Below are 19,686 nucleotides of genomic sequence, written 5' to 3' on the forward strand. Positions count from 1 at the left end.
CGTTGACGAATGGGGGACACTCACCCTATATTCGCTGAATACCCGTTTTATGAAACGATTCATCCCTCACTGTGGAGGCCCTCGACGCCATGCAAACCGAATCCCTGCACGCGGGCGATGGGCCGCCCCGACCGCGCTTGGCCCTATCCGGGGCTGTCAAGGCCTTCGGGCCGGTTGTAGCCCTCGCCGACGGCAATATCGATATCCTTCCCGGTGAAATCCACGCCCTGGTCGGCGAGAACGGGGCCGGCAAGTCCACCCTCGTCAAGATCTTGGCCGGGCTGTACCGCCTCGACGCCGGCGAATTCCACGTTGGCGGGCAGTCGGTGTCGTTCCGCTCTGTGGCCGACAGCAAGGCCGCCGGCATCTCGGTGATCTACCAGGAGCCCACTCTCTTCCCCGACCTCACGGTGGCTGAGAACATATTCATCGGGCGTCAGCCGAAGGGTCGGCTGGGCCTGATCAGCCGGGCGGCCATGCGCCAGGCGGCCCGCGATCTCTTCGACCAGCTCGGCGTGCGTATCGATCCCAACCGGGTCGCCGAGGGACTGTCGATCGCCGACCAGCAGATCATCGAGATCGCCAAGGCCATCTCCCAGGGGGCTACCGTCCTCGTCATGGACGAGCCCACCGCAGCCCTGTCGGGCGTCGAGGTGGAGCGCCTCTTCCAGGTGGCCCGCAATCTGCGGGCCCAAAGTGCGGGCATCCTCTTCATCTCGCACCGCTTTGACGAGGTCTTCGCCCTCTGCGACCGCATCACCGTGATGCGGGACGGCCGCTATATCGCGACGCACGTCACCAGCACGGTGACCGTGGACGCCATCGTGCACGAAATGGTGGGGCGCGACGTCGGAGCGCTCTTCCCCAAGGTTGTCGCCCCGGTGGGCGACACCGTGCTCTCGGTGAAAGGGCTCGGCCGTGCGGGCGTCTTCGCGGACGTGACCTTCGACGTCAGGGCCGGCGAAGTCGTTGCCCTGGCCGGGCTCGTCGGGGCCGGGCGCACCGAGGTGGCCCGCGCCGTCTTCGGCATCGACCCGTACGACCGCGGCACGGTCGAGTTCGCGGGCACGCGGCTCAGGCCGCACAGTCCCAAGGCCGCGATCGACGCCGGCATGGGATTCGTGCCCGAGGACCGCCGCAAACAGGGCCTCGTGATGAACCTCTCCGTTGGCCGCAACACCGCGCTGACTCTGCGCGACCGAGTCGCCCGGTTCGGCATCATCAACGGGCGGGCCGAACGCGCGGCCGCTGTCGAGTGGAGCCGACGGCTGCAGGTCAAGACCACCTCGCAGGAATACGCCGTCTCCACCCTCTCCGGTGGCAACCAGCAGAAGGTCGTGCTCGCCAAATGGCTGGCCACCGACCCGAAGTTCCTGATCGTCGACGAACCTACCCGCGGCATTGACGTGGGCACCAAGAGTGAGGTGCACCGGCTCATCTCCGACCTCGCGAACCGGGGCATCGCCATCCTGATGATCTCGAGCGAACTGCCCGAGGTGCTCGGCATGGCCGACCGGGTGATCGTCATGCACGAGGGGCGCATCACCGCCGAGCTGAGCCGAGCCGAAGCCACTCCCGAATCGATCATGCACGCGGCCACCGCGTCCCTGGAGCGTGCACAATGACCACTGCCCCGACCCGGCCGCCCGGCACAGCAGAGCACACCGTCTCCGCGGTGCCATCCCGGCTGGGGGCCTTACTCCGCCTGCGGGAACTGCCCGTCACCGTGGCGCTGATCGCGCTGGTGACCATCACAACCGTCGTGAACCCGCTGTTCCTCAGCCCTCAAGGGGTCAAGGACCTGTTGCTGAACGCGACCATCGTGATCATCCTCGCTGCCGGTCAGGCCCTCGTGATCATCACCCGCAACGTCGACCTCTCCGTCGGTTCCGTTCTTGGCCTCGTCGCCTTCGGAACCGGCACGCTATTCGTGACGGTTCCCGGCATCCCGATCGTCGTCGTGTTCCTGGTCGGGATGCTGCTGGGCGCCCTGCTCGGCGCAATCAACGGCCTGCTGGTGACGGTCGCCAAAGTCCCCGCCCTCGTGATCACCCTCGGCACCCTCTATATCTATCGCGGCCTCAACAATGCCTGGGCTGGAGGCACGCAGTACTTCGCCGGCGATCGGCCCGACGCCTTCGGTGCGCTCTCGGTCGACACCGTGCTCGGCTTCCCCCTGATCACCCTGATCGCCATCGTCGTCGTTGTGATCGTCGCGGTCTACCTGGCCGGCACCCGCGCCGGCCGGGACCTCTACGCGATCGGGTCTGACCCGGACGCCGCGAAACTGTTCGGCATCCCGGTCAGCCGCCGGGTGTTCCTGGCCTTCCTCACCAACGGGGTGCTCGCCGGACTCGCCGGGGTGCTGTACGCGAGCCGCTTCAACTCGGTCGGAGCCACGACCGGCAGCGGCCTCGAGCTGGCCGTCGTCGCCGCGGCGGTCGTCGGCGGCGTGGCCATCTTCGGCGGCAGCGGCTCGGTCGTCGGCGCGGCCATGGGGGCGCTGCTGCTCACCACCATCACGAGCGCTCTCACGGCCCTGCGAGTCGACAAATTCTGGCAGGAAGCGATCGTCGGCGTGCTGATCCTCAGCGCCATCATCATCGACCGGATCGCCAGCGTGCGAACGGCCCGCAAGCTCCGAATCAGTGAGGCCCGCAATGTCTGAGCCCGGCTCTTCCACCACCCGCAGCTCGCCCGTGACGCCGGCGGACAAGATATCCTCCCTTGACACCCGGCTCATCGACACCACCAAGACCCTGCCGACCGAGCCGAAGGGCCGCACCGGGGCCGCGCGCATCCTGCTCGGCCGCGACGCGATCATGATCTATTTGCTGCTCGCCTTCGTGCTCTACGCGAGCATCGCGATTCCCCGCTTCGCATCCCCAGTAACGGTCGGTTTTCTGCTGCTCGACGTGATCCCGGTGCTCCTGATCGCCATGCCGATGACGCTCGTCATCATCACTGGTGAGATCGACCTCTCCGTGGCCAGCATCGCCGGTCTGACGAGCGCTCTGATGGGGGTGCTCTGGGAGTCCGGCCTTGACATCGGCGTGGTCCTGGCGATCAGCCTCTTCGCCGGGGTCGTGGCCGGGGCGTTCAACGGGTTCCTGATCGCGGTGGCCGGGTTGCCGTCGCTGGCCGTCACAATCGGCACCCTTGCGCTGTACCGCGGGCTGGCGCTCGTGGTGATCGGCGACAACGCCGTCGCCAACTTCCCACCCGGGCTCACCGCGTTCTTCACCTCGAAGATCGGTGCCACGGGCATCCCCACCGTGATGATCGGCGTCGTCGTCGTGGCCCTGTTCTTCGGGGTGTTGCTGCACCTGACCCCGTTCGGCCGCGGCCTTTACGCCATCGGCTTCAGTAAGGAGGCCGCGACCTTCGTCGGCATCCGGGTGTCCCGGGCCAAGTTCTGGCTCTATGTGGGCACCGGGTCGGTGTCGGCGCTCGCCGGGATCTACTGGACCCTGCGCTACTCCAGCGCCCGCAGCGACAACGCCAGCGGCCTCGAGCTCACGGTGATCGCGGCCGTGCTCCTCGGCGGGGTGTCGATCTTCGGCGGCACAGGGTCGATCCCCGGGGTCATCGCGGGCGTCCTCCTCATCGGCACCATCAACTTCTCCCTTCGGCTCGAGCGGATCTCCGACGTCGTGCTCATCATGGTCACGGGGTCCCTGCTCATCGCATCCGTTGTCGCACCGAGCGTTTTCGAGGCGCTCCAACGCTGGCGGCACGGCCGCCGGATGCACAAAACACTTCCCCAGGTACCTGCCTCGGGAGCAACCAGCGCCACCGCACCTGGCGTCCAGGAAAGGAAATGACAATGGAGTTCATTCGCAATCACACCCGGAAAGGTGCGGCAGCCCGGCGCCTCGCGTCGGTGACCGCGGTCGTCGCGGCCGTCGCACTGCTCGCCGGCTGCGCCTCCGACACCGGCACCAACACCGGCACCGACTCGGGCGCCGGCGGCGGAACCGACGGTGACCTCAGCATCACCTTCATCCCCAAGCAGCTCAACAACCCCTACACCGACGTGGTGCTCGGCGGCGGCGAATCCGGCTCCGAAGAGGCCGGGTTCGCCGCGACAGAGGTCGTCGGCCCGCTCGAGGCCAGCGCGTCCAGCCAGGTGTCCTTCATCAACGCCGAAACCCAGGCCGGCACCTCCGTCATCGTGATCGCCGCGAACGACCCGGATGCCGTGGGTCCGGCCCTCGAGGAAGCCCGTGCCGGGGGCGCCAAGATCGTCGCCTTCGACTCCGACACCAACCCGAAGTACCGTGACGTATTCATCAGCCAGGTCGTCGCCAAGGACGTCGCCCTGATCCAAGTTGAGGTGATCGCCGAGCAGATCGGCGGCTCCGGTGAGATCGCGATCCTGTCGGCCACCGCGAACGCCACCAACCAAAACGAGTGGATCAAGTTCATGGAGGAGGAGCTCGCCTCCAACCCCGCGTACAAGGACATCACCCTCGTGGCCAAGGTCTACGGCGACGACGACGACACCAAGTCGTTCCAGGAGGCCCAGGGCCTGATGCAGGCCTACCCGAACCTGAAGGGCATCATCTCGCCCACAACGGTCGGAATCGCCGCCACCGGCCGCTACCTCTCGACCTCGGAGTACAAGGGCAAGGTCGCACTGACCGGGCTCGGCCTGCCGAACGAGATGCGCCCGTTCGTCAAGGACGGCACCGTCACCGCGTTCGCCCTCTGGGACCCGGCACAGCTCGGCTACGTCGCCGCGTTCGCCGGCAAGGCGCTCGCCGACGGCACGATCACCGGAGCCGAGGGTGACACCTTCGACGCCGGCGAGCTGGGCGAGCGCGAGGTCGGCGCGGACGGCATCGTCATCGTCGGCCCGCCGACGGTCTTCGACGCCGCGAATATCGACGAATACGACTTCTAGGTCGCCCCCACCCGGAAAACGCAGCACCTCGTGAGGGTGGATGCCCCGGCATCCGCCCTCACCCCCTCACATTCACCAGGAGTCCGCCATGAACGAGAATCATCGCCGCTCGGCCAGCGAGCTGCTGGAACCGAAACAACGCAGGCGGACCCGGATCGGGTTGGTCTCCGGAGGATTGGGTGCCTACTGGCCGCAGTTCCCTGACCTGCTGCCGGAGCTGCAGGCATCCGCCCGCTATGTCACCGAACGCTTCACCCGGCTCGATGCCGAGGTGGTCGACGTCGGGTTCATCTCCGACGCACAGGAGGCCGGGCTGGCTGCAGAGAAACTGCGGCTGGCCGACTGTGACCTGATCGTGGTCTTCCTCGCCACCTACCTGACTTCGTCGATGGTGCTGCCGATCGCGCAGCGGGCGAAGACGCCCGTGCTGGTGATCGACCTGCAGCCGACCGAGGCCATGGACCACGCCACCTTTGACACCGGCAAGTGGCTCGCCTACTGCGGCCAATGCCCGGTGCCCGAGGTCGCCAACGTGTTTCGGCGAGCTGGCATCCCGTTCCGCTCGGTGTCCGGCTACCTCCGCCAGGAGAGCGCCTGGGACCGCATCATCCAGTGGGTGCACGCGGCGGGCGTGCGCTCCACGCTCCGCAACGCCCGGCACGGCTTGATGGGCCACCTCTACCCAGGCATGCTCGACGTGTCCACCGACCTCAGCAGCGTCTCGACGACCTTCGGCTCCCATGTCGAGGTGCTGGAGTTCGACGACCTCCGTGAGCGCGTGAACCAGGTGACGGATGCCCAAGTCGCCGACCGCATGCTCCTCGCCAAGCAGCTGTTCCAAATTGACGTCTCCGTCAATGACGAAGACTTCGCCTGGAGCGCGAAGGTGTCCGTGGGCCTCGACCGACTTGTGGCCGACTTCGACCTCGACTCGCTCGCCTACTACCACCGCGGCCTCGCCGGCGAGCAGCACGAGCGCCTCGGCGCCGGCATGATCCTTGGCGCCTCGATCCTGACGGCCCGCGGCATCCCGATGGCGGGGGAGTATGAACTCCGTACCTCGATCGCGATGCTCGCCAGCCACGCGATCGGCGCCGGTGGCTCGTTCACCGAGATCCAGGCACTCAATTTCATTGACGGCGTGGTTGAGATGGGCCACGACGGTCCCGCGCACCTCGCGGTCAGCGCACGGGACCCGCTGCTGCGCGGGCTCGGCATCTACCACGGGAAGCGCGGCTGGGGGGTCTCGGTGGAGTTCGACGTGACGCCCGGCCCGGTGACCACCTTCGGCATCGGGCAGGACCCCGACGGCCGCTACGTCTTCATCACCGCTGAGGGTGAGGTCGTGCCCGGGCCGCTGCTCGCCATCGGGAACACCACCTCCCGCGTCGATTTCGGCGGCGACCCCGGCGTCTGGGTGGATGAGTGGAGCCAGACCGGCATCGGTCACCACTGGGCCCTCTGTCTCGGGCACCGCGCCGGCGACATCAAGGCCGCCGCGAGCCTGCTCGGACTCGAACACCGCCACGTCTCTCTCGGGGGGCGGTAACCGTGCATCGCGTGTGCTTCCAACTGCAGGTCAAGCCCGACCGGATCGAGGAATACAAGCGGCGGCACGCCGCCGTTTGGCCGGAGATGCTGCGGGCGCTGCACCAGACCGGCTGGCGGAACTACTCCCTTTTCCTCCGGCCCGATGGGGCCCTGATCGGGTACTTCGAGACAGAGTCCCTCGCGGCGGCGCGGGCGGGAATGGCGGCGACGACCGTGAACGCCCGCTGGCAGGCCGAGATGGCCGAGTTCTTTGACGACCTCGAGGTCTCGCCCGACGAGGGCTTCCTGCGCCTCACCGAGGTGTTCAACCTCGAGGATCAGCTCGCCGCCCTCAACGTGATTGAAACGATTCATGCGAAATTCAACCCGACCCTCTCAGAGAAGTGACACGACGATGACGACATTCGGATCCATCACCGCCCAGCTCACGGAGCAGGCCATCGAACTGCCCTCCTGGGCGTTCGGCAATTCGGGCACCCGGTTCAAGGTGTTCTCCACCCCCGGCACGCCGCGCACCATCCAGGAGAAGATCGCCGACGCCGCCCAGGTGCACGATTACACCGGGCTGGCGCCGAAGGTCGCGCTGCACATTCCCTGGGACAAGGTCGACGACTATTCGGCCCTCCGCGACTTCGCCGGCGAGCGCGGACTGGCCCTCGGCACGGTCAATTCCAACACGTTCCAGGACGACGCCTACAAGTTCGGCAGCCTCACCCACACGGATGCCGCCGTGCGCCAGAAGGCCATCGACCACCACTTCGAGTGCATCGAGATCATGCACGCGACCGGATCCGCCGACCTCAAGATCTGGCTCGCCGACGGCACCAACTACCCCGGCCAGGGCGACATCCGCGGCCGCCAGGACCGCCTCGCCGACTCCCTCGGCGCGATCTACACCCGCCTCGGCGAGAACCAGCGCCTCGTGCTCGAGTACAAATTCTTCGAGCCGGCTTTTTACCACACGGATGTCCCCGACTGGGGAACCAGCTACGCCCAGGTCGCGGCCCTCGGTGACCGGGCCCTGGTCTGCCTCGACACCGGGCACCACGCTCCCGGCACCAACATCGAGTTCATCGTCGCCCAGCTGCTGCGGCTCGGAAAGCTCGGCTCCTTCGACTTCAACTCCCGCTTCTACGCCGACGACGACCTGATCGTGGGCGCGGCCGACCCGTTTCAGCTGTTCCGCATCCTCTACGAGGTCATCCGTGGCGGCGGCTTCGGCCCCGACTCCACCGTGGCGTTCATGCTCGACCAGTGCCACAACGTGGAGGACAAGATCCCCGGCCAGATCCGCTCGGTGCTGAACGTGCAGGAGATGACGGCGCGCGCGCTGCTCGTCGACCGCGAGGCGCTCACCGCGGCGCAGGAATCCGGCGACGTGCTCGGCGCCAACGGCCTGCTGATGGATGCCTTCTACACGGATGTGCGCCCTGCCCTGGCCGCTTGGCGCGAGTCTCGAGGTCTGGCGGCCGACCCCATGGCGGCCTACGCGGCATCCGGGTACCAGCAGCAGATCGCGGCCGACCGCGTCGGCGGCACCCAGGCCGGCTGGGGAGCCTAGCTTCCACCACCTACCCACCCCCTCGCTCCTCGTTCCGACCTTCGAAAGTAGATCATGACCATCAATCCCACTGCTGCGGCGCTCATCGCCCGGTCGAATCGCCTCGGCTCCGACCCGAAGAACACGAACTACGCCGGCGGCAACACCTCCGCCAAGGGCACCGAGATCGACCCCGTCACGGGCGAGACGATCGAGCTGCTCTGGGTCAAGGGGTCCGGGGGCGACCTCGGCACGCTGACCGCGTCGGGCCTGGCCGTGCTGCGCCTCGACCGGATGCGCGCCCTCGCCGGCGTCTATCCCGGACTCGACCGGGAGGACGAGATGGTCGCGGCCCTCGACTACACCCTGCACGGCAAGGGAGGTGCGGCCCCCTCCATCGACACGCCCATGCACGGGCTCGTCGATGCCGCGCACGTCGACCATCTGCACCCCGACTCCGGCATCGCGATCGCCACCGCCGCCGACGGGGAGGCGCTCACGACCACCATCTTCGGCGACAGGGTGGCGTGGGTGCCCTGGCGCCGGCCGGGCTTCCAGCTCGGCCTCGACATCGCCGCGATCAGGGATGCCAACCCGCAGGCCGTCGGCTGCATCCTCGGCGGCCACGGCATCACCGCTTGGGGTGACACCAGCGACGAGGCGGAGGCCAACTCGCTCCGGATCATCGACACCGCCGCCGCCTACATCGCCGAGCACTCGTCGAAAGAGCCCTTCGGCCGGGAACTGGCCGGCTTCACACCGCTGGAACCGGCAGAACGGCGTGCCAAGGCGGCCGCCCTCGCCCCGACGATCCGAGGTCTGGTGTCGACGGATGCCGTCAAGGTCGGGCACTTCACGGATGCCCCCGAGGTGCTCGACTTCCTGTCCCGGGCCGGGCACCCCCGCCTGGCGGCCCTCGGCACGAGCTGCCCCGACCATTTTCTGCGCACGAAGGTGAAGCCGCTGCTGCTCGACCTGCCGGCCGGCGCATCCGTCGACGACTCCCTCACCCGCCTGAAGGAACTGCACGAGCAGTACCGGGCCGACTACCAGGCCTACTACGACCGGAACGCTGGGCCAGAGTCACCCGCGATCCGCGGCGCGGACCCCTTGATCGTGCTCATCCCGGGCGTCGGCATGTTCAGCTACGGCGCGAACAAGCAGACCGCACGGGTCGCCGGCGAGTTCTACCTCAACGCCATCAACGTGATGCGCAGCGCCGAGGGTCTCTCCACCTATGCGCCCATCGACGAGGCCGAGAAGTTCAAGATCGAGTATTGGGCGCTCGAAGAGGCCAAGCTGCAGCGGATGCCCGCGCCCCGGCCGCTCGCCGGCCGCGTCGCCCTGGTGACCGGGGCGGCATCCGGCATCGGCAAGGCCATCGCAATCCGCCTCGCGGCCGAGGGAGCCTGCGTCGTGATCGCCGACCTCGACCTCGCGAAGGCTCAGGCTGCGGCGGCCGAGATCGGGTCGGCCGATGTCGCGATCGGCGTGCAGGCGAACGTCACCGACGAGGCCCAGGTGCAGGCATCCGTCGACGCGGCCCTGCTCGCGTTCGGCGGCCTCGACCTCGTGGTCAACAATGCCGGACTCTCGCTCTCGAAGTCGCTGCTGGAGACCACCGTGGCCGACTGGGACCTGCAGCACAACGTGATGGCCAAGGGCTCGTTCCTGGTCTCCCGGGCCGCGGCTCGGGTGCTGATCGACCAGAAGCTCGGCGGCGACATCGTGTACATCTCCTCGAAGAACTCGGTCTTCGCCGGCCCGAACAACATCGCCTACTCGGCGACCAAGGCCGACCAGGCGCACCAGGTGCGGCTGCTCGCCGCCGAGCTCGGCGCGTACGGTGTGAAGGTCAACGGCATCAACCCCGACGGGGTGGTGCGCGGCTCGGGCATCTTCGCCGGCGGCTGGGGAGCCAAGCGCGCCGCCGTCTACGGCGTGCCGGAGGAGGAGCTCGGCACGTACTACGCGCAGCGCACGCTGCTGAAGCGCGAGGTGCTGCCGGAGAACGTCGCCAACGCGGTGTTCGTGCTCTGCACGAGCGACCTCAGCCACACCACCGGGCTGCACATCCCGGTCGACGCCGGCGTCGCCGCCGCGTTCCTCCGATGAGCACCGCCGAGTTCGACCCCTGCGGTCGAGCCCGACCGTTGCGCCGGTCGAAGTCGACCGGAACAGTCGAACTCGGCGAAGTGGGAGCAGGGGCAGGCTCGTGGTGAGGCCTTCGACCACCGCGGGCACGGTCGCCGCGATCGACCTCGGCGCCTCGAGCGGCCGGGTCATGCTCGGCCACGTCGGCCCGGGCGAGTTGCGTCTGCGGCCAGTGGCCCGCTTCTCGAACAACCCGGTGCGCACGATCGACGGCCTGCACTGGAACATCCTCGAGCTCTACCGCAACGTGCTCGTCGGCGTGCACGCCGCCGTGCGGGAGGAGCCGGAACTGGTCAGCGCCGGCATCGATTCCTGGGCGGTCGACTACGCGCTCCTGCGTGGCGAACGGATGCTCGGCAACCCCTACCACTACCGCGATTCTCGCACCGGGGGAGGAGTGGAGGCCACCCACGCCCTCGTCTCGCCAGCCGACCTCTACGCCGGCAACGGCCTTCAATTCCTGCCGTTCAACACGCTGTACCAGCTCGCTGCCGACCGTCTGGCCGGCAGCCTCGCCGGCGTTGACACACTGCTGCTGATTCCCGATCTGCTCGGCTACTGGCTCACGGGGGAACGGGTCGCCGAGCGCACAAACGCATCGACCACCGGGCTGCTAAGGCTCGGGGACGGCAGAACGGCCGGGCCGGGATCGGGCACCGTGGCCTCAACTGCCATGGCCTCGCCCGCAGCAGCAGCGCCGACCGCGGACTGGGACGACGCCCTCATTGCCCGGCTGGGCCTGCCGCGGTCGATCTTCCCGCGCCTGGTCGGCGCGGGGGAGCGGATCGGGTCCCTGCTGCCCAGCGTCGCTGCCGAGATCGGATCGGCCGCGCGCCTGGATCTCGTCGCCGTCGGGTCGCACGACACGGCATCCGCCATCGTTGCCGTGCCCATGACCGGCGACACCGACGCCTACATCTCGTCGGGAACCTGGTCGCTCGTCGGCGTCGAACTGGCCTCACCGGTGCTCTCCGAGGCGAGCCGGGCCGCCAACTTCACCAACGAGGAGGGCGTCGACGGCCGAGTTCGTTACCTGCGCAACGTCATGGGCCTGTGGCTGCTGAGCGAGTCGCTGCGCACCTGGCAGGCGCAGGGCACCACGTTCGAGCTGCAGTCCCTGCTGGCCCAGGCCGCCCAGGTGGCGGGCCCGGTCACGGTGTTCGACGTGGACGACCCTCGCTTCCTGGCCCCCGGGGACCTGCCGGAACGCATCCGCGCCTACTGTGCTGAGCGCGGCCTGCCGGTGCCGGGCCCGCCCGACGAACTCGTGCGCAGCATCGTGGAAAGCCTCGCGGCCGCCTATGCCGAGACCCTGCAGGCGGCGAGCGAACTGTCAGGTACGACCATCCGCACGGTGCATATCGTCGGCGGGGGGTCGCAGAACGAGTTGCTCTGCCAGCTCACCGCGAACCGGACCGGGCTGACCGTGCTGGCCGGTCCGGTCGAGGCGACCGCCATCGGGAACGTGCTCGTGCAGGCCCGCGCCCAGGGGCTTGTGACCGGGAGCCTCGAGGGACTGCGTGCGCTCGTGGCCCAGGCCTTCACTCCCCGTCGCTATCTGCCCACGGCCTGAGTCGTTGGCCGAACCACCCTCGACCGCCCACCGGCCGGCTGAATACCAGATACAACGCCTTACCTCGCGCCGAAACACGTCGATAGAGAACTGGAGGAGGTGGCAGACGATGGATGCAGAGCCGCGCGAGACCGCGAGCACGACGATCGGCCTGCTTCTGCGCCATGTGCGGGAACGCGGCGGGGATGAAGCCGTCTCCGAGGTGCTCGCTCGGGCGGGGGTGCAGCAGGATGCCGCGACTCTTCAGAACGCGTCCACGTGGGTCAGCTACGCCACCCGCATTCGACTGTTCGAGGCAGCCACGGCGGTGCTCGGTGACCCGAACACCATGTTCACGGTGGGCACCAGCGCGGTCCGGGGCGACATCCAGCCTGTGCTCGTGCAGCTCCTGAGCGTGTTCGCCTCACCCGGGGCCATCTTTCGCCAAATGCCGCGTATGGTGCCGAAGTTCACCACGACGTCCACGATCGACGCGCTCTACGTCGGCAAAACCCGGGCCACGGTGCGTTACCGCCTCCACGACGGCTACCGCCCGTCCCGCCTCGACTGCCAATACGCCCAGGGACTGTTTTCGGCCATTCCGGCCATCTTCGGCCTCGCCCTCGCCCACGTCGGCCACCCGCAGTGTCAGTCGGACGGCTACCCGGCGTGCGAATACGTGCTCACCTGGTCGACGCGGGTGCGCTGGTGGTCGTGGCGATCGCGCAGTCGCTGGGTGGACGCATCCCTCGGCGTTCTGCGCGACAAGGTGCGGGAAGTCCAGCTTGCCGCTGCCGACCTCGTCAACAGCGACGACGCCGACGAGGTGCTGGCCAGGATTGTCGATAGAGCCGCCTCCGCGGTGCTCGCGCCGGCGTACCTTCTCATCGTCGAGCCAACCGGGGGTGGCGCTCCGCTGGTTCGCCATCGAGGGCTCAGCGACGAACGTGCCGCCGATATTGTGGCCCGGATGCTGCGGGGTGAGCTCCTGGACGAACGCGCGTTGGTCGTCGACATCGCTTCCAACCGCAAGATCCACGGGCACCTGGCCGCACTGTTCGCAGAAGGACATACCGCGATGCACGGCGATCGGGCCCTGCTCGAGGCCTACGCCGGACACGCGGCGGCGGCTCTCGACCTGTTCGCGGCGCTGGAGGAATCCCGCCGGGAGGGGCTGCGCACGGCCGCATTGCTCTGCCTCGCCCAACAGCTGGCGACCAGTGACAGCGTCGAGGCGATCGCGGAGGTAGTCGCGTCGGCCCTTGCGACTATCGTCGGCAGCGATGCAGCAGGCGTGCTCCTGTGGGACGCCGACGTCGGTGAGCTTCGCCCCGCCTTCGTCGTCGGCCTCGAACCGGACAAGCGCGATTTCTTCCTTCGGACGACGGTCAGCGTGGAGCAGACCCCAGAGCTCCTGGGCGTTCTCCAGCGCCACGAACGCATTCTGATCACCGCTGACGACGCAAGCCCGGCCCTGGCCGAGATGCTCCGTTCCATCGGCGTGAACAGCGTTGTCGCCGTGCCGCTTCTCGCCGGGGGCGAGCTGATGGGTGTCGCAACGGCGAGCTGGGTCGCCCCCGTGCCGCCCGAGGTCCTGGCGGAGGCGATTGCCCTGATCGAAGGTGTCAGCCACCAGGGAGAAACGGCGATGCAGAATGCCAGACTGCTGGAAACCGTGAGGCACCAATCCCAGCACGACGCCCTGACGGGTTTGCCCAACCGGGCACTGTTCGCGCTGCTGCTCGACGCCGCATTGGCGCAGTGCCAGCCGCGAACCCGTACGGCGGTCCTGTTCTGCGACCTCGACAACTTCAAACGCGTCAATGACCGTCTGGGCCACCGTGCCGGGGACGAACTTCTGCGGCAGGTCGCAGAACGCCTGCGCGCCGAGGTTCGCAGCAGTGACACCATCGGCCGCCTCGGCGGCGACGAGTTCGCGGTACTGGTCACCGATCTCGACGGGGAGGATTCGGCCATTGACCTAGCCCGACGGATCGTGGCTTGCCTGAATCCGCCATTCCACCTCGCCGGCCAGCACGTGCGCATCTCCGCGAGTGTGGGGGTGGCCTCCCATCGGGGGCCGGGGGGCCATGGCGAGCAGCTCCTAGACGCGGCCGACACCGGGATGTACGACGCCAAGCGCACGGGACGCAACCAGATCGCCGTCGCCGGCAACGAGGCGTCGGGCGGCACATCATCCGGGTTCGAATCACCGGGGGACACCGACACGTCGCTGTTCGTGGAGCTGTCCCGCGCCGTGGAGGCGAACGAGATGAGGGTCTACTACCAGCCTGTCGTTGACGTGTCCCGTCTCGGCGCGGAGGTGGTCGTCGGCGCGGAAGCCCTCATCCGGTGGGCACACCCGCGGCTCGGTGTTCTGGCTCCGGGCGCATTCCTGCCGCTGGCGCAGGAACGGGGTCTGATCACCGAGCTGGATCTGTGGGTGATCGCGACCGCCTGCCGGGACGTGGCCGAGTGGCCCCAGCTTGGAACGCGGCCGCTGGGGATCGCGGTCAACCTCGACGCGGCCACCCTTCTGGACCGCAGACTCGTCTCGACCGTTCGCACGGCTCTCAACAGCAACGGCCTCGCACCGGAGCGACTCACCCTCGAGGTGGTGGAGAGCAAGTCCCTCATCGACCTGCCCGGCATCGTCGAGCGCCTTGTGGAACTGCGTCGCCTGGGCATCCGTATTTCTCTCGACGACTTCGGCACCGGCTTCTCGACTCTCGCCTGGCTCAAAACCCTCCCTGTTGACCAGATCAAGATCGACCGCAGCTTCATCACAGATCTTCCCGACGCCTCCTCCGTGTCGCTCGTGCAGGGGATCCTGGCGCTGGCCGCGAAGCTCGACGTAGAGGTGATTGCCGAGGGCGTGGAGACTCTGGACCAGCTGGACAGCCTCCGTGTCAGCGGTGCCGTGCTGGCCCAGGGCTACCTGCTGGGTCGGCCGAGTGCGACCTGGGATCCAATGAAAGACTGCCCGTTGACGGCGGCGCGACTCGGGGTCTAGTTCTGACCGGTCGCCCCGCGGCCTCCGGAGCCCCCCTCCGCAGCCCGCCGCACCAATTCGACGGAGATTTTTCAAGAATCCCGCCGTTTCGGCCGGATACAGGCCTGTGAGAGCAACATCTCCGTCGAATTCGTTAGACGGAGGAACGGGTGGACCGGCGCTGATCGGAGATGCCTGCTCTCTGGAAGCTGGGCACAGTCACGGAGGGCTTCGTCGCCGTCGCCGTCACCGACAACGAGCCGGGTCGCACCGTCGGCGCACCGGATGCTCGCACGCGCGCTGATCGACGCGGATGCCGGCCCGCGTGCGATCGCCACCGGCTAGAGCACGTGAACGCCGGGCAGTGCGCCGTCCGCCGGTGGCTGCCGGTCGGGAACTGTCTGGAGATCCCGCTCGATCTGCCGGATTGACCGGTGGAATCGGCTGCGGACCCGGTCAGTCGATGCGGGCGACGGTGACCGCGATCTCGGCCACGTCCTGACTGCCGTTCTGATCGAGCTGCTCCGTGATGGCGTCGTGCACGCGACGGCTCACGTCGATGGCCGCGTAGGGGGCGGTGACGCCGATCTTGACCGCGATCTGCAGGCCGGACTTCTTCTCCTTGACGGAGACAGAGCTTTTCGATTTCGGCTCACCGGTCACGGCTTCAACGGTGGTGGCGATCACCGTGGCGACCACGGCCACCAGGAGCGGCGCCGCCGAGTACAGCGCATCCACACCCGGAACGGCCAGCACCACCTCGTCGAGTTGGTCGGTCAGCGGGGCTGGTGTCCCGGAGCCGGGCGTCACCGGTTTAAGTGCAGGGGCGTCACTCATCACTGCTCGCTTTCGCCGGCGGGTACGGGGATCTGGTACAGATCGCGGATGGTGATGTCCACGGACTCGACCGCGAGCTCGGTGTGCTGGCGCAGCGCGGCATAGAGCGCATCCCGGAGCTGATCGGCGAGCGATGCAATGATCTCGCCCTGCAGGACCGTTGCGTCCACCCGCACGGTGACGGGGGCGCCCGGTGCCGTGACGTCGCCGTCGAGGCGGCATCGCCCGACGATAATGTTCGGCACGCTGTCCCCGGCGGCACGAAGGATGCCGCGCACTGCACCTTCGGTCACGCTCACGCGGGCGGTCGGTGACGGGTGACTGATCGGGATGTCGCGGCCCGCGCGGGCCTCGAGGCTGATGTGCTGCAGAATCGAGGTGACCCAACTGTCCTCGCGCTCGGCTTCAAGTTGAACGTCCTTGAGGAGTAGGTCGCGGTGCGTGCGGCGCAGGCGCTGCATGCCACTCAGCGCGGTCTGGCATTCGGGGGAGCCGTCGATGCTCGGATCGGCCGGGGTGCGGTCTCGGTCGAGGTAGTCGCTCAGCTCCTCGAAGGTGTGTCCGGCAAGCGCGTCGGAGGATGTCATCGCCATTCCTCCATCTCTTGGAGCAGGGTTTTTCGAGCACGGGCCAGCAAGCCGCGAACCGTTGAGACGGGAATTTCCAGCTCCTCGGCGATCTCGCCGTAGCTGCATTCCGCGAGTTCTCGGAGCATCCAGCAGCGACGTTGGTCCTCGGGCAAATCGGCGAGAACCCGCGTCAGAGCCTCCGTCTGCGAGCCCGCCTCTGCCAGTCTATGGGGGGAGTGCTGTGCGGGGGCTGGGGCATCGGTGAGGTCGATATTGACGTGCTGGCGCCGGGCGCGAACCCGGTCAACGCTTTTGCGGCTCACAATCCGCATCAGCCAGCTCTTGACCGCGGCGCCATTCTCGAGCGTGGGCAGTTGCTGCCAGGCGGTGATGAAGGACTCCTGAACGACGTCATCCATTTCGTCGTTCGATCCCAGAACCCGGCTGGCATACACCCGCATCAGCGGGCCGTAGCGGCGCACGAGCACCTCGAACGCCCGCATGTCCCCGTCTCCAGCGCGATCGGCGAGGATCTGGTCGGTGAACGACTCGAGCGGAGACGCGACTGGTTCCCGGGTCGAGGTCGTTGGCATCGTGCTTTCGCCCCTTCATCCGACGTGTCAAAAAACAATTGATAAATCCGTGACAAATATGTCACAACCCACGTCCTAATGGCGACAGCCTCTGTTTGCCCGAGACCCGAAGGATGCCCGATGCTCCACTCACCCGCCGCCGATGACACCGGATCCACAACTGCCGCCCTGCCCACGTTCGATGCGCTGCTCGCCGGACCGGATGATCAGGTTGGCGACGCTGGCGATGAGACGCCTGCGGCCCCGTACGTCTGGCGCACGCGCGCCTGGCTGCCGCCCACGCAACACCAACGGCTTATTCAGACGCTCTGAGCGCCGCCGACCGGTGATCAGATCCAGTCGTTGCGTTTGAAGAGTACGTAGAGCAGCGCCGAGAGACCCACGATCAGCGCGGCCGAGCTGTAGTAGCCCAACGGTTGGGCAAAGCCTGGATAGGGCACGTTCTGACCATAGAAGCCCGTGACAGCGGTGGGCACGGCGATGATGGCCGCGTAGCCGGTGACCTTTTTAGTGATCACGTTGAGACGGTTCCCCTGAATCGCCAGGTTTGCTTCGAGGATGCTCGTCGCCAGGTCGCGCAGGCTCTCGGTCCACTCCATGGCCCGCAGTACGTGGTCGTACACGTCCTGAAAGTATGGTCCCATCTCGTCCTGAAGCAAATGCAGGTCCCGCCGCAGCAACGTGTTCACGACCTCGCGCATGGGGAGGATGATCCGGCGAAGAGTGACGAGGCTTTTCCGCAGTTCGAACGAGCGCCGCTGCACCTGCTCCTGGTTGGTATTGGGCAGGAAGAGTTGATCCTCGAGGTCTTCGATCTCGTCGTCGAGGGCCTCGACAGCTTCGAAATAGCCGTCGACGAGATAGTCGAGCAGGCCGTGCAGCAGGTAGGACACTCCGTTGCTGGCCAGATCGGGAGAAGAATCCCAACGGGCCGTGACCGCATCCAGATCGAACCGGTCGTCCGTGTGCACGGTTACGAGCGCCCGGTCAAGGATGAAGGCCGCGATCTCGTTCGTTGTCACCTTCGCCGAGGATTGCTCGATGTCGATGGAGTATGCGGACAGGAACAGGTGGTCCGGGTACCGGTCGAGCTTTGGGCGCTGGCGCAGGGTCAGAGCGTCTTCGACCGCCAGTTCGTGCAAACCCAGCTCTTCGGCCAGCAGCGCCAGATCGCTCTCGCCAGGGTTGGACAGGTCCACCCAGACGACGCTGTCGGGCAGAGCGAGATGCTCCGAAACCTTGGCCAAGGGAAAGTCCTCGTCGACGAGGATGCCATCGCGGTAACAGCGGGATCGTGTGCGCACACCTCAGTCAAGCGCGCCAGACGGGCTGCACCCGCGGGGCGCGCCGGGTCAGCGTTCTCCGGGCTCCCAAGCGGCGACGGATGCGACCGTGTCCAGCACCTGCGTGTGCCCGGCATCCGTCAGCTCGATCCGGAAGCTCGGTGAGCCCAGCGTGGTGGCCACAGTGAGCCGGGCCCTGGCATCGGCCCCGGACCAGAGGAGTTCGAGCCGATCGCCCGCGGTGGCAGACCAGGAGAAGTCGCCCGTGAACGCCGGGTGCGTGCTGCGCATGCGGGCCAGGCCGAGTTGGGCCCGGGTCACGTCGGTGGCGAGGGCGCTTTCGACCTCCTCTGCCGTGTAGACGTGGCGGTTCACGTCGCGGCCGTTGCCGGTGCGTCCGAACAACTCGGTGTCGTCGAGACCGCCGAGCAGCCCCACATAGTAGACCTGTGGGCGGCCGGGCAGGAAATGCTGAACGGCGCGTGCCACGAGGTAGGTTGTCTGCTCACCGCCGACGACGCTGAAGAAGGTTGCGTTGATCTGGTGCGGCAGGGTGAACCACTCCGGAATGACGGATGCGATGGCGGAGTGGCCATTCGTGGCGCGTTCCGCGCGCGCGAAGATATCGACCATCTCGGCCTGGGTCAGCAGACCGGGCTTGTCTCCGATGGGGCCGGCGTCGATGATGCCGATGCCGTCATGTGTGTCGAGCACCGTGATGGCGTTCGCGGGGCGGATCCGGAACCAGTCCGCGAGGCGGTCGACGGTTCCGGTGCCGAGTGAGTGCAGCAGCAACGGTGCGAGGGCGAAGTCGTAGACGCGGTCGACCAGCGGAGCAATCGCCAGCTGTTGGCTGTGGTGTGCGTGCACCTCGACTAGTACCTCGAGTTTCTCCTCATGGGCCAGAGCGACGACCGTGCGAGTGAATTCCAGCGTTCGCTCGGTCATGAAGCTGTCTGTGCCGGGAGTTTTCACGGCGTAGCCGACGGCGTCGAGCCGCACGGTCGATACCCCGCCGCGGGCGAGCGTCTGCAGCACGCGCCGCAGGTAGGCGAGGGCGGCCGGGTGATTGACGTCCAGGTCGACCTGTGTGGGCATGAAGGTCGTCCAGACCAGGTGACGGCTGCCGTCCGCGCCCTGGTAAGCGGTGAACGGGAGACCGGGCCGGGGTCGGTAGAACGCCGCTATGTCGCTCTCGGTGCCACCGTTCGGGAACACGGTGTCGAAGGTGAGGAACATGCCCTCGTAGTCGGAGGCGGTGCCGCGGGCCAGCCAGTCGATGAACTCGACCGAGGAGGAGGACACGTGGTTGACGATCAGGTCCGCGGTGAGCCCGCGTGTGCCGGCTAGAGCACGCACATCGTCCCAGGTGCCGAGGCGGGCATCGACCGCCGCGTGGTCGATCGGGTCGAACCCGGCATCGGCGCCGTCGAAGGGAACGTAGAAGGGCAGCACGTGCACGCTGCCGAACGCTCGCAGCGGACCGTCAAGAAGGCTCTGCAGGTCGTGGATGGTGCCGCCCAGGCGATCGGCGTAGACGAGCAGCTCGACATTGGTCATGTTCACTCCGGTTCGATTCGGCGCAGCAGCGGACAGCGCCGATTCAGAAGTTACGGCACGCGGTGGGCCAGGGCAATTCCGTCGTCATCAGGCCGACGCATCCCCCGGCTATCGAACCGCCGCACCCCTACAGGTCGTCTTGGGTGGCG

Annotated in this window: 17 protein-coding genes; 12 read left to right on the top strand and 5 right to left on the bottom strand. The window is 67.5% G+C overall.

Annotated elements, in window-relative coordinates:
- The first annotated feature begins 89 nt into the window (after positions 1 to 89).
- The 11 genes from E3O65_RS08115 (at position 90) to E3O65_RS08165 (ending at position 15,126) form a co-directional block, all read left to right on the top strand.
- Positions 90 to 1,625, top strand: coding sequence for a sugar ABC transporter ATP-binding protein (locus E3O65_RS08115; RefSeq protein WP_134363242.1), 1,536 nt, complete (start codon positions 90 to 92; stop codon positions 1,623 to 1,625).
- Complete coding sequence (locus tag E3O65_RS08120) at positions 1,622 to 2,668, top strand: ABC transporter permease (protein WP_134363243.1); 1,047 nt, start codon at positions 1,622 to 1,624, stop codon at positions 2,666 to 2,668. Before E3O65_RS08115 ends, E3O65_RS08120 begins: the two co-directional genes overlap by 4 nt.
- Positions 2,661 to 3,824 carry an ABC transporter permease gene (locus E3O65_RS08125; RefSeq protein WP_134363244.1) on the top strand — a complete coding sequence of 388 codons (1,164 nt, stop codon included), beginning with the start codon at positions 2,661 to 2,663 and terminating at the stop codon, positions 3,822 to 3,824. Before E3O65_RS08120 ends, E3O65_RS08125 begins: the two co-directional genes overlap by 8 nt.
- Positions 3,825 to 3,826: 2 nt before the next feature.
- On the top strand, positions 3,827 to 4,906 hold the full coding sequence (gene rhaS / locus E3O65_RS08130; RefSeq protein ID WP_134363245.1) for a rhamnose ABC transporter substrate-binding protein: 1,080 nt from the start codon (positions 3,827 to 3,829) through the stop codon (positions 4,904 to 4,906).
- Between the two features lie 88 nt (positions 4,907 to 4,994).
- Positions 4,995 to 6,455 carry an L-fucose/L-arabinose isomerase family protein gene (locus E3O65_RS08135; protein WP_134363246.1) on the top strand — a complete coding sequence of 487 codons (1,461 nt, stop codon included), beginning with the start codon at positions 4,995 to 4,997 and terminating at the stop codon, positions 6,453 to 6,455.
- A gap of 2 nt (positions 6,456 to 6,457) precedes the next feature.
- The gene (locus E3O65_RS08140) at positions 6,458 to 6,844 is read left to right on the top strand and encodes an L-rhamnose mutarotase (RefSeq protein WP_134363247.1); all 387 of its coding nucleotides are present in this window, start codon (positions 6,458 to 6,460) and stop codon (positions 6,842 to 6,844) included.
- Positions 6,845 to 6,851: 7 nt separating this feature from the next.
- The gene (gene rhaI / locus E3O65_RS08145) at positions 6,852 to 8,018 is read left to right on the top strand and encodes an L-rhamnose isomerase (RefSeq protein ID WP_134363248.1); all 1,167 of its coding nucleotides are present in this window, start codon (positions 6,852 to 6,854) and stop codon (positions 8,016 to 8,018) included.
- A gap of 54 nt (positions 8,019 to 8,072) precedes the next feature.
- A complete protein-coding gene (locus E3O65_RS08150; protein WP_134363249.1) occupies positions 8,073 to 10,112 on the top strand; it encodes a bifunctional aldolase/short-chain dehydrogenase in 2,040 nt (679 codons plus the stop codon).
- 169 nt (positions 10,113 to 10,281) lie between these two features.
- Entirely contained in the window at positions 10,282 to 11,724 is a 1,443-nt protein-coding gene (locus tag E3O65_RS08155) for a rhamnulokinase (RefSeq protein WP_134363382.1), read from the top strand.
- A 109-nt stretch (positions 11,725 to 11,833) separates the two neighbouring features.
- Positions 11,834 to 14,716: a putative bifunctional diguanylate cyclase/phosphodiesterase gene (locus E3O65_RS08160; RefSeq protein WP_166785695.1), complete on the top strand. Its 2,883-nt coding sequence runs from the start codon at positions 11,834 to 11,836 to the stop codon at positions 14,714 to 14,716.
- Positions 14,717 to 14,886: 170 nt separating this feature from the next.
- Entirely contained in the window at positions 14,887 to 15,126 is a 240-nt protein-coding gene (locus E3O65_RS08165; protein WP_134363250.1) for a hypothetical protein, read from the top strand.
- Positions 15,127 to 15,151: 25 nt separating this feature from the next.
- Here the strand turns inward: E3O65_RS08165 and E3O65_RS08170 are convergent, their stop codons facing one another.
- Genes E3O65_RS08170 through E3O65_RS08180 form a run of 3 tightly spaced genes read right to left on the bottom strand, consistent with a single transcriptional unit; the run spans position 15,152 to position 16,694 of the window.
- On the bottom strand, positions 15,152 to 15,532 hold the full coding sequence (locus tag E3O65_RS08170; protein WP_134363251.1) for a hypothetical protein: 381 nt from the start codon (positions 15,530 to 15,532) through the stop codon (positions 15,152 to 15,154).
- Positions 15,532 to 16,119 carry a hypothetical protein gene (locus E3O65_RS08175; RefSeq protein WP_134363252.1) on the bottom strand — a complete coding sequence of 196 codons (588 nt, stop codon included), beginning with the start codon at positions 16,117 to 16,119 and terminating at the stop codon, positions 15,532 to 15,534. Before E3O65_RS08175 ends, E3O65_RS08170 begins: the two co-directional genes overlap by 1 nt.
- Entirely contained in the window at positions 16,116 to 16,694 is a 579-nt protein-coding gene (locus tag E3O65_RS08180) for an RNA polymerase sigma factor (protein ID WP_134363253.1), read from the bottom strand. Before E3O65_RS08180 ends, E3O65_RS08175 begins: the two co-directional genes overlap by 4 nt.
- A 120-nt stretch (positions 16,695 to 16,814) precedes the next feature.
- On the opposite strand from E3O65_RS08180, the gene E3O65_RS08185 reads away from it, so the two are divergent.
- Entirely contained in the window at positions 16,815 to 17,006 is a 192-nt protein-coding gene (locus E3O65_RS08185) for a hypothetical protein (protein WP_134363254.1), read from the top strand.
- Positions 17,007 to 17,023: 17 nt separating this feature from the next.
- On the opposite strand, the gene E3O65_RS08190 is transcribed toward E3O65_RS08185, so the two are convergent.
- Both E3O65_RS08190 and gtfA read right to left on the bottom strand, forming a co-directional pair.
- Complete coding sequence (locus E3O65_RS08190) at positions 17,024 to 17,998, bottom strand: magnesium transporter CorA family protein (RefSeq protein ID WP_134363255.1); 975 nt, start codon at positions 17,996 to 17,998, stop codon at positions 17,024 to 17,026.
- 48 nt (positions 17,999 to 18,046) lie between these two features.
- Positions 18,047 to 19,537, bottom strand: coding sequence for a sucrose phosphorylase (gtfA, locus tag E3O65_RS08195; protein WP_134363256.1), 1,491 nt, complete (start codon positions 19,535 to 19,537; stop codon positions 18,047 to 18,049).
- Positions 19,538 to 19,686 lie beyond the last annotated feature (149 nt).

The sequence above is a fragment of the Cryobacterium breve genome (assembly GCF_004402375.1).
GTDB lineage: Bacteria > Actinomycetota > Actinomycetes > Actinomycetales > Microbacteriaceae > Cryobacterium > Cryobacterium breve.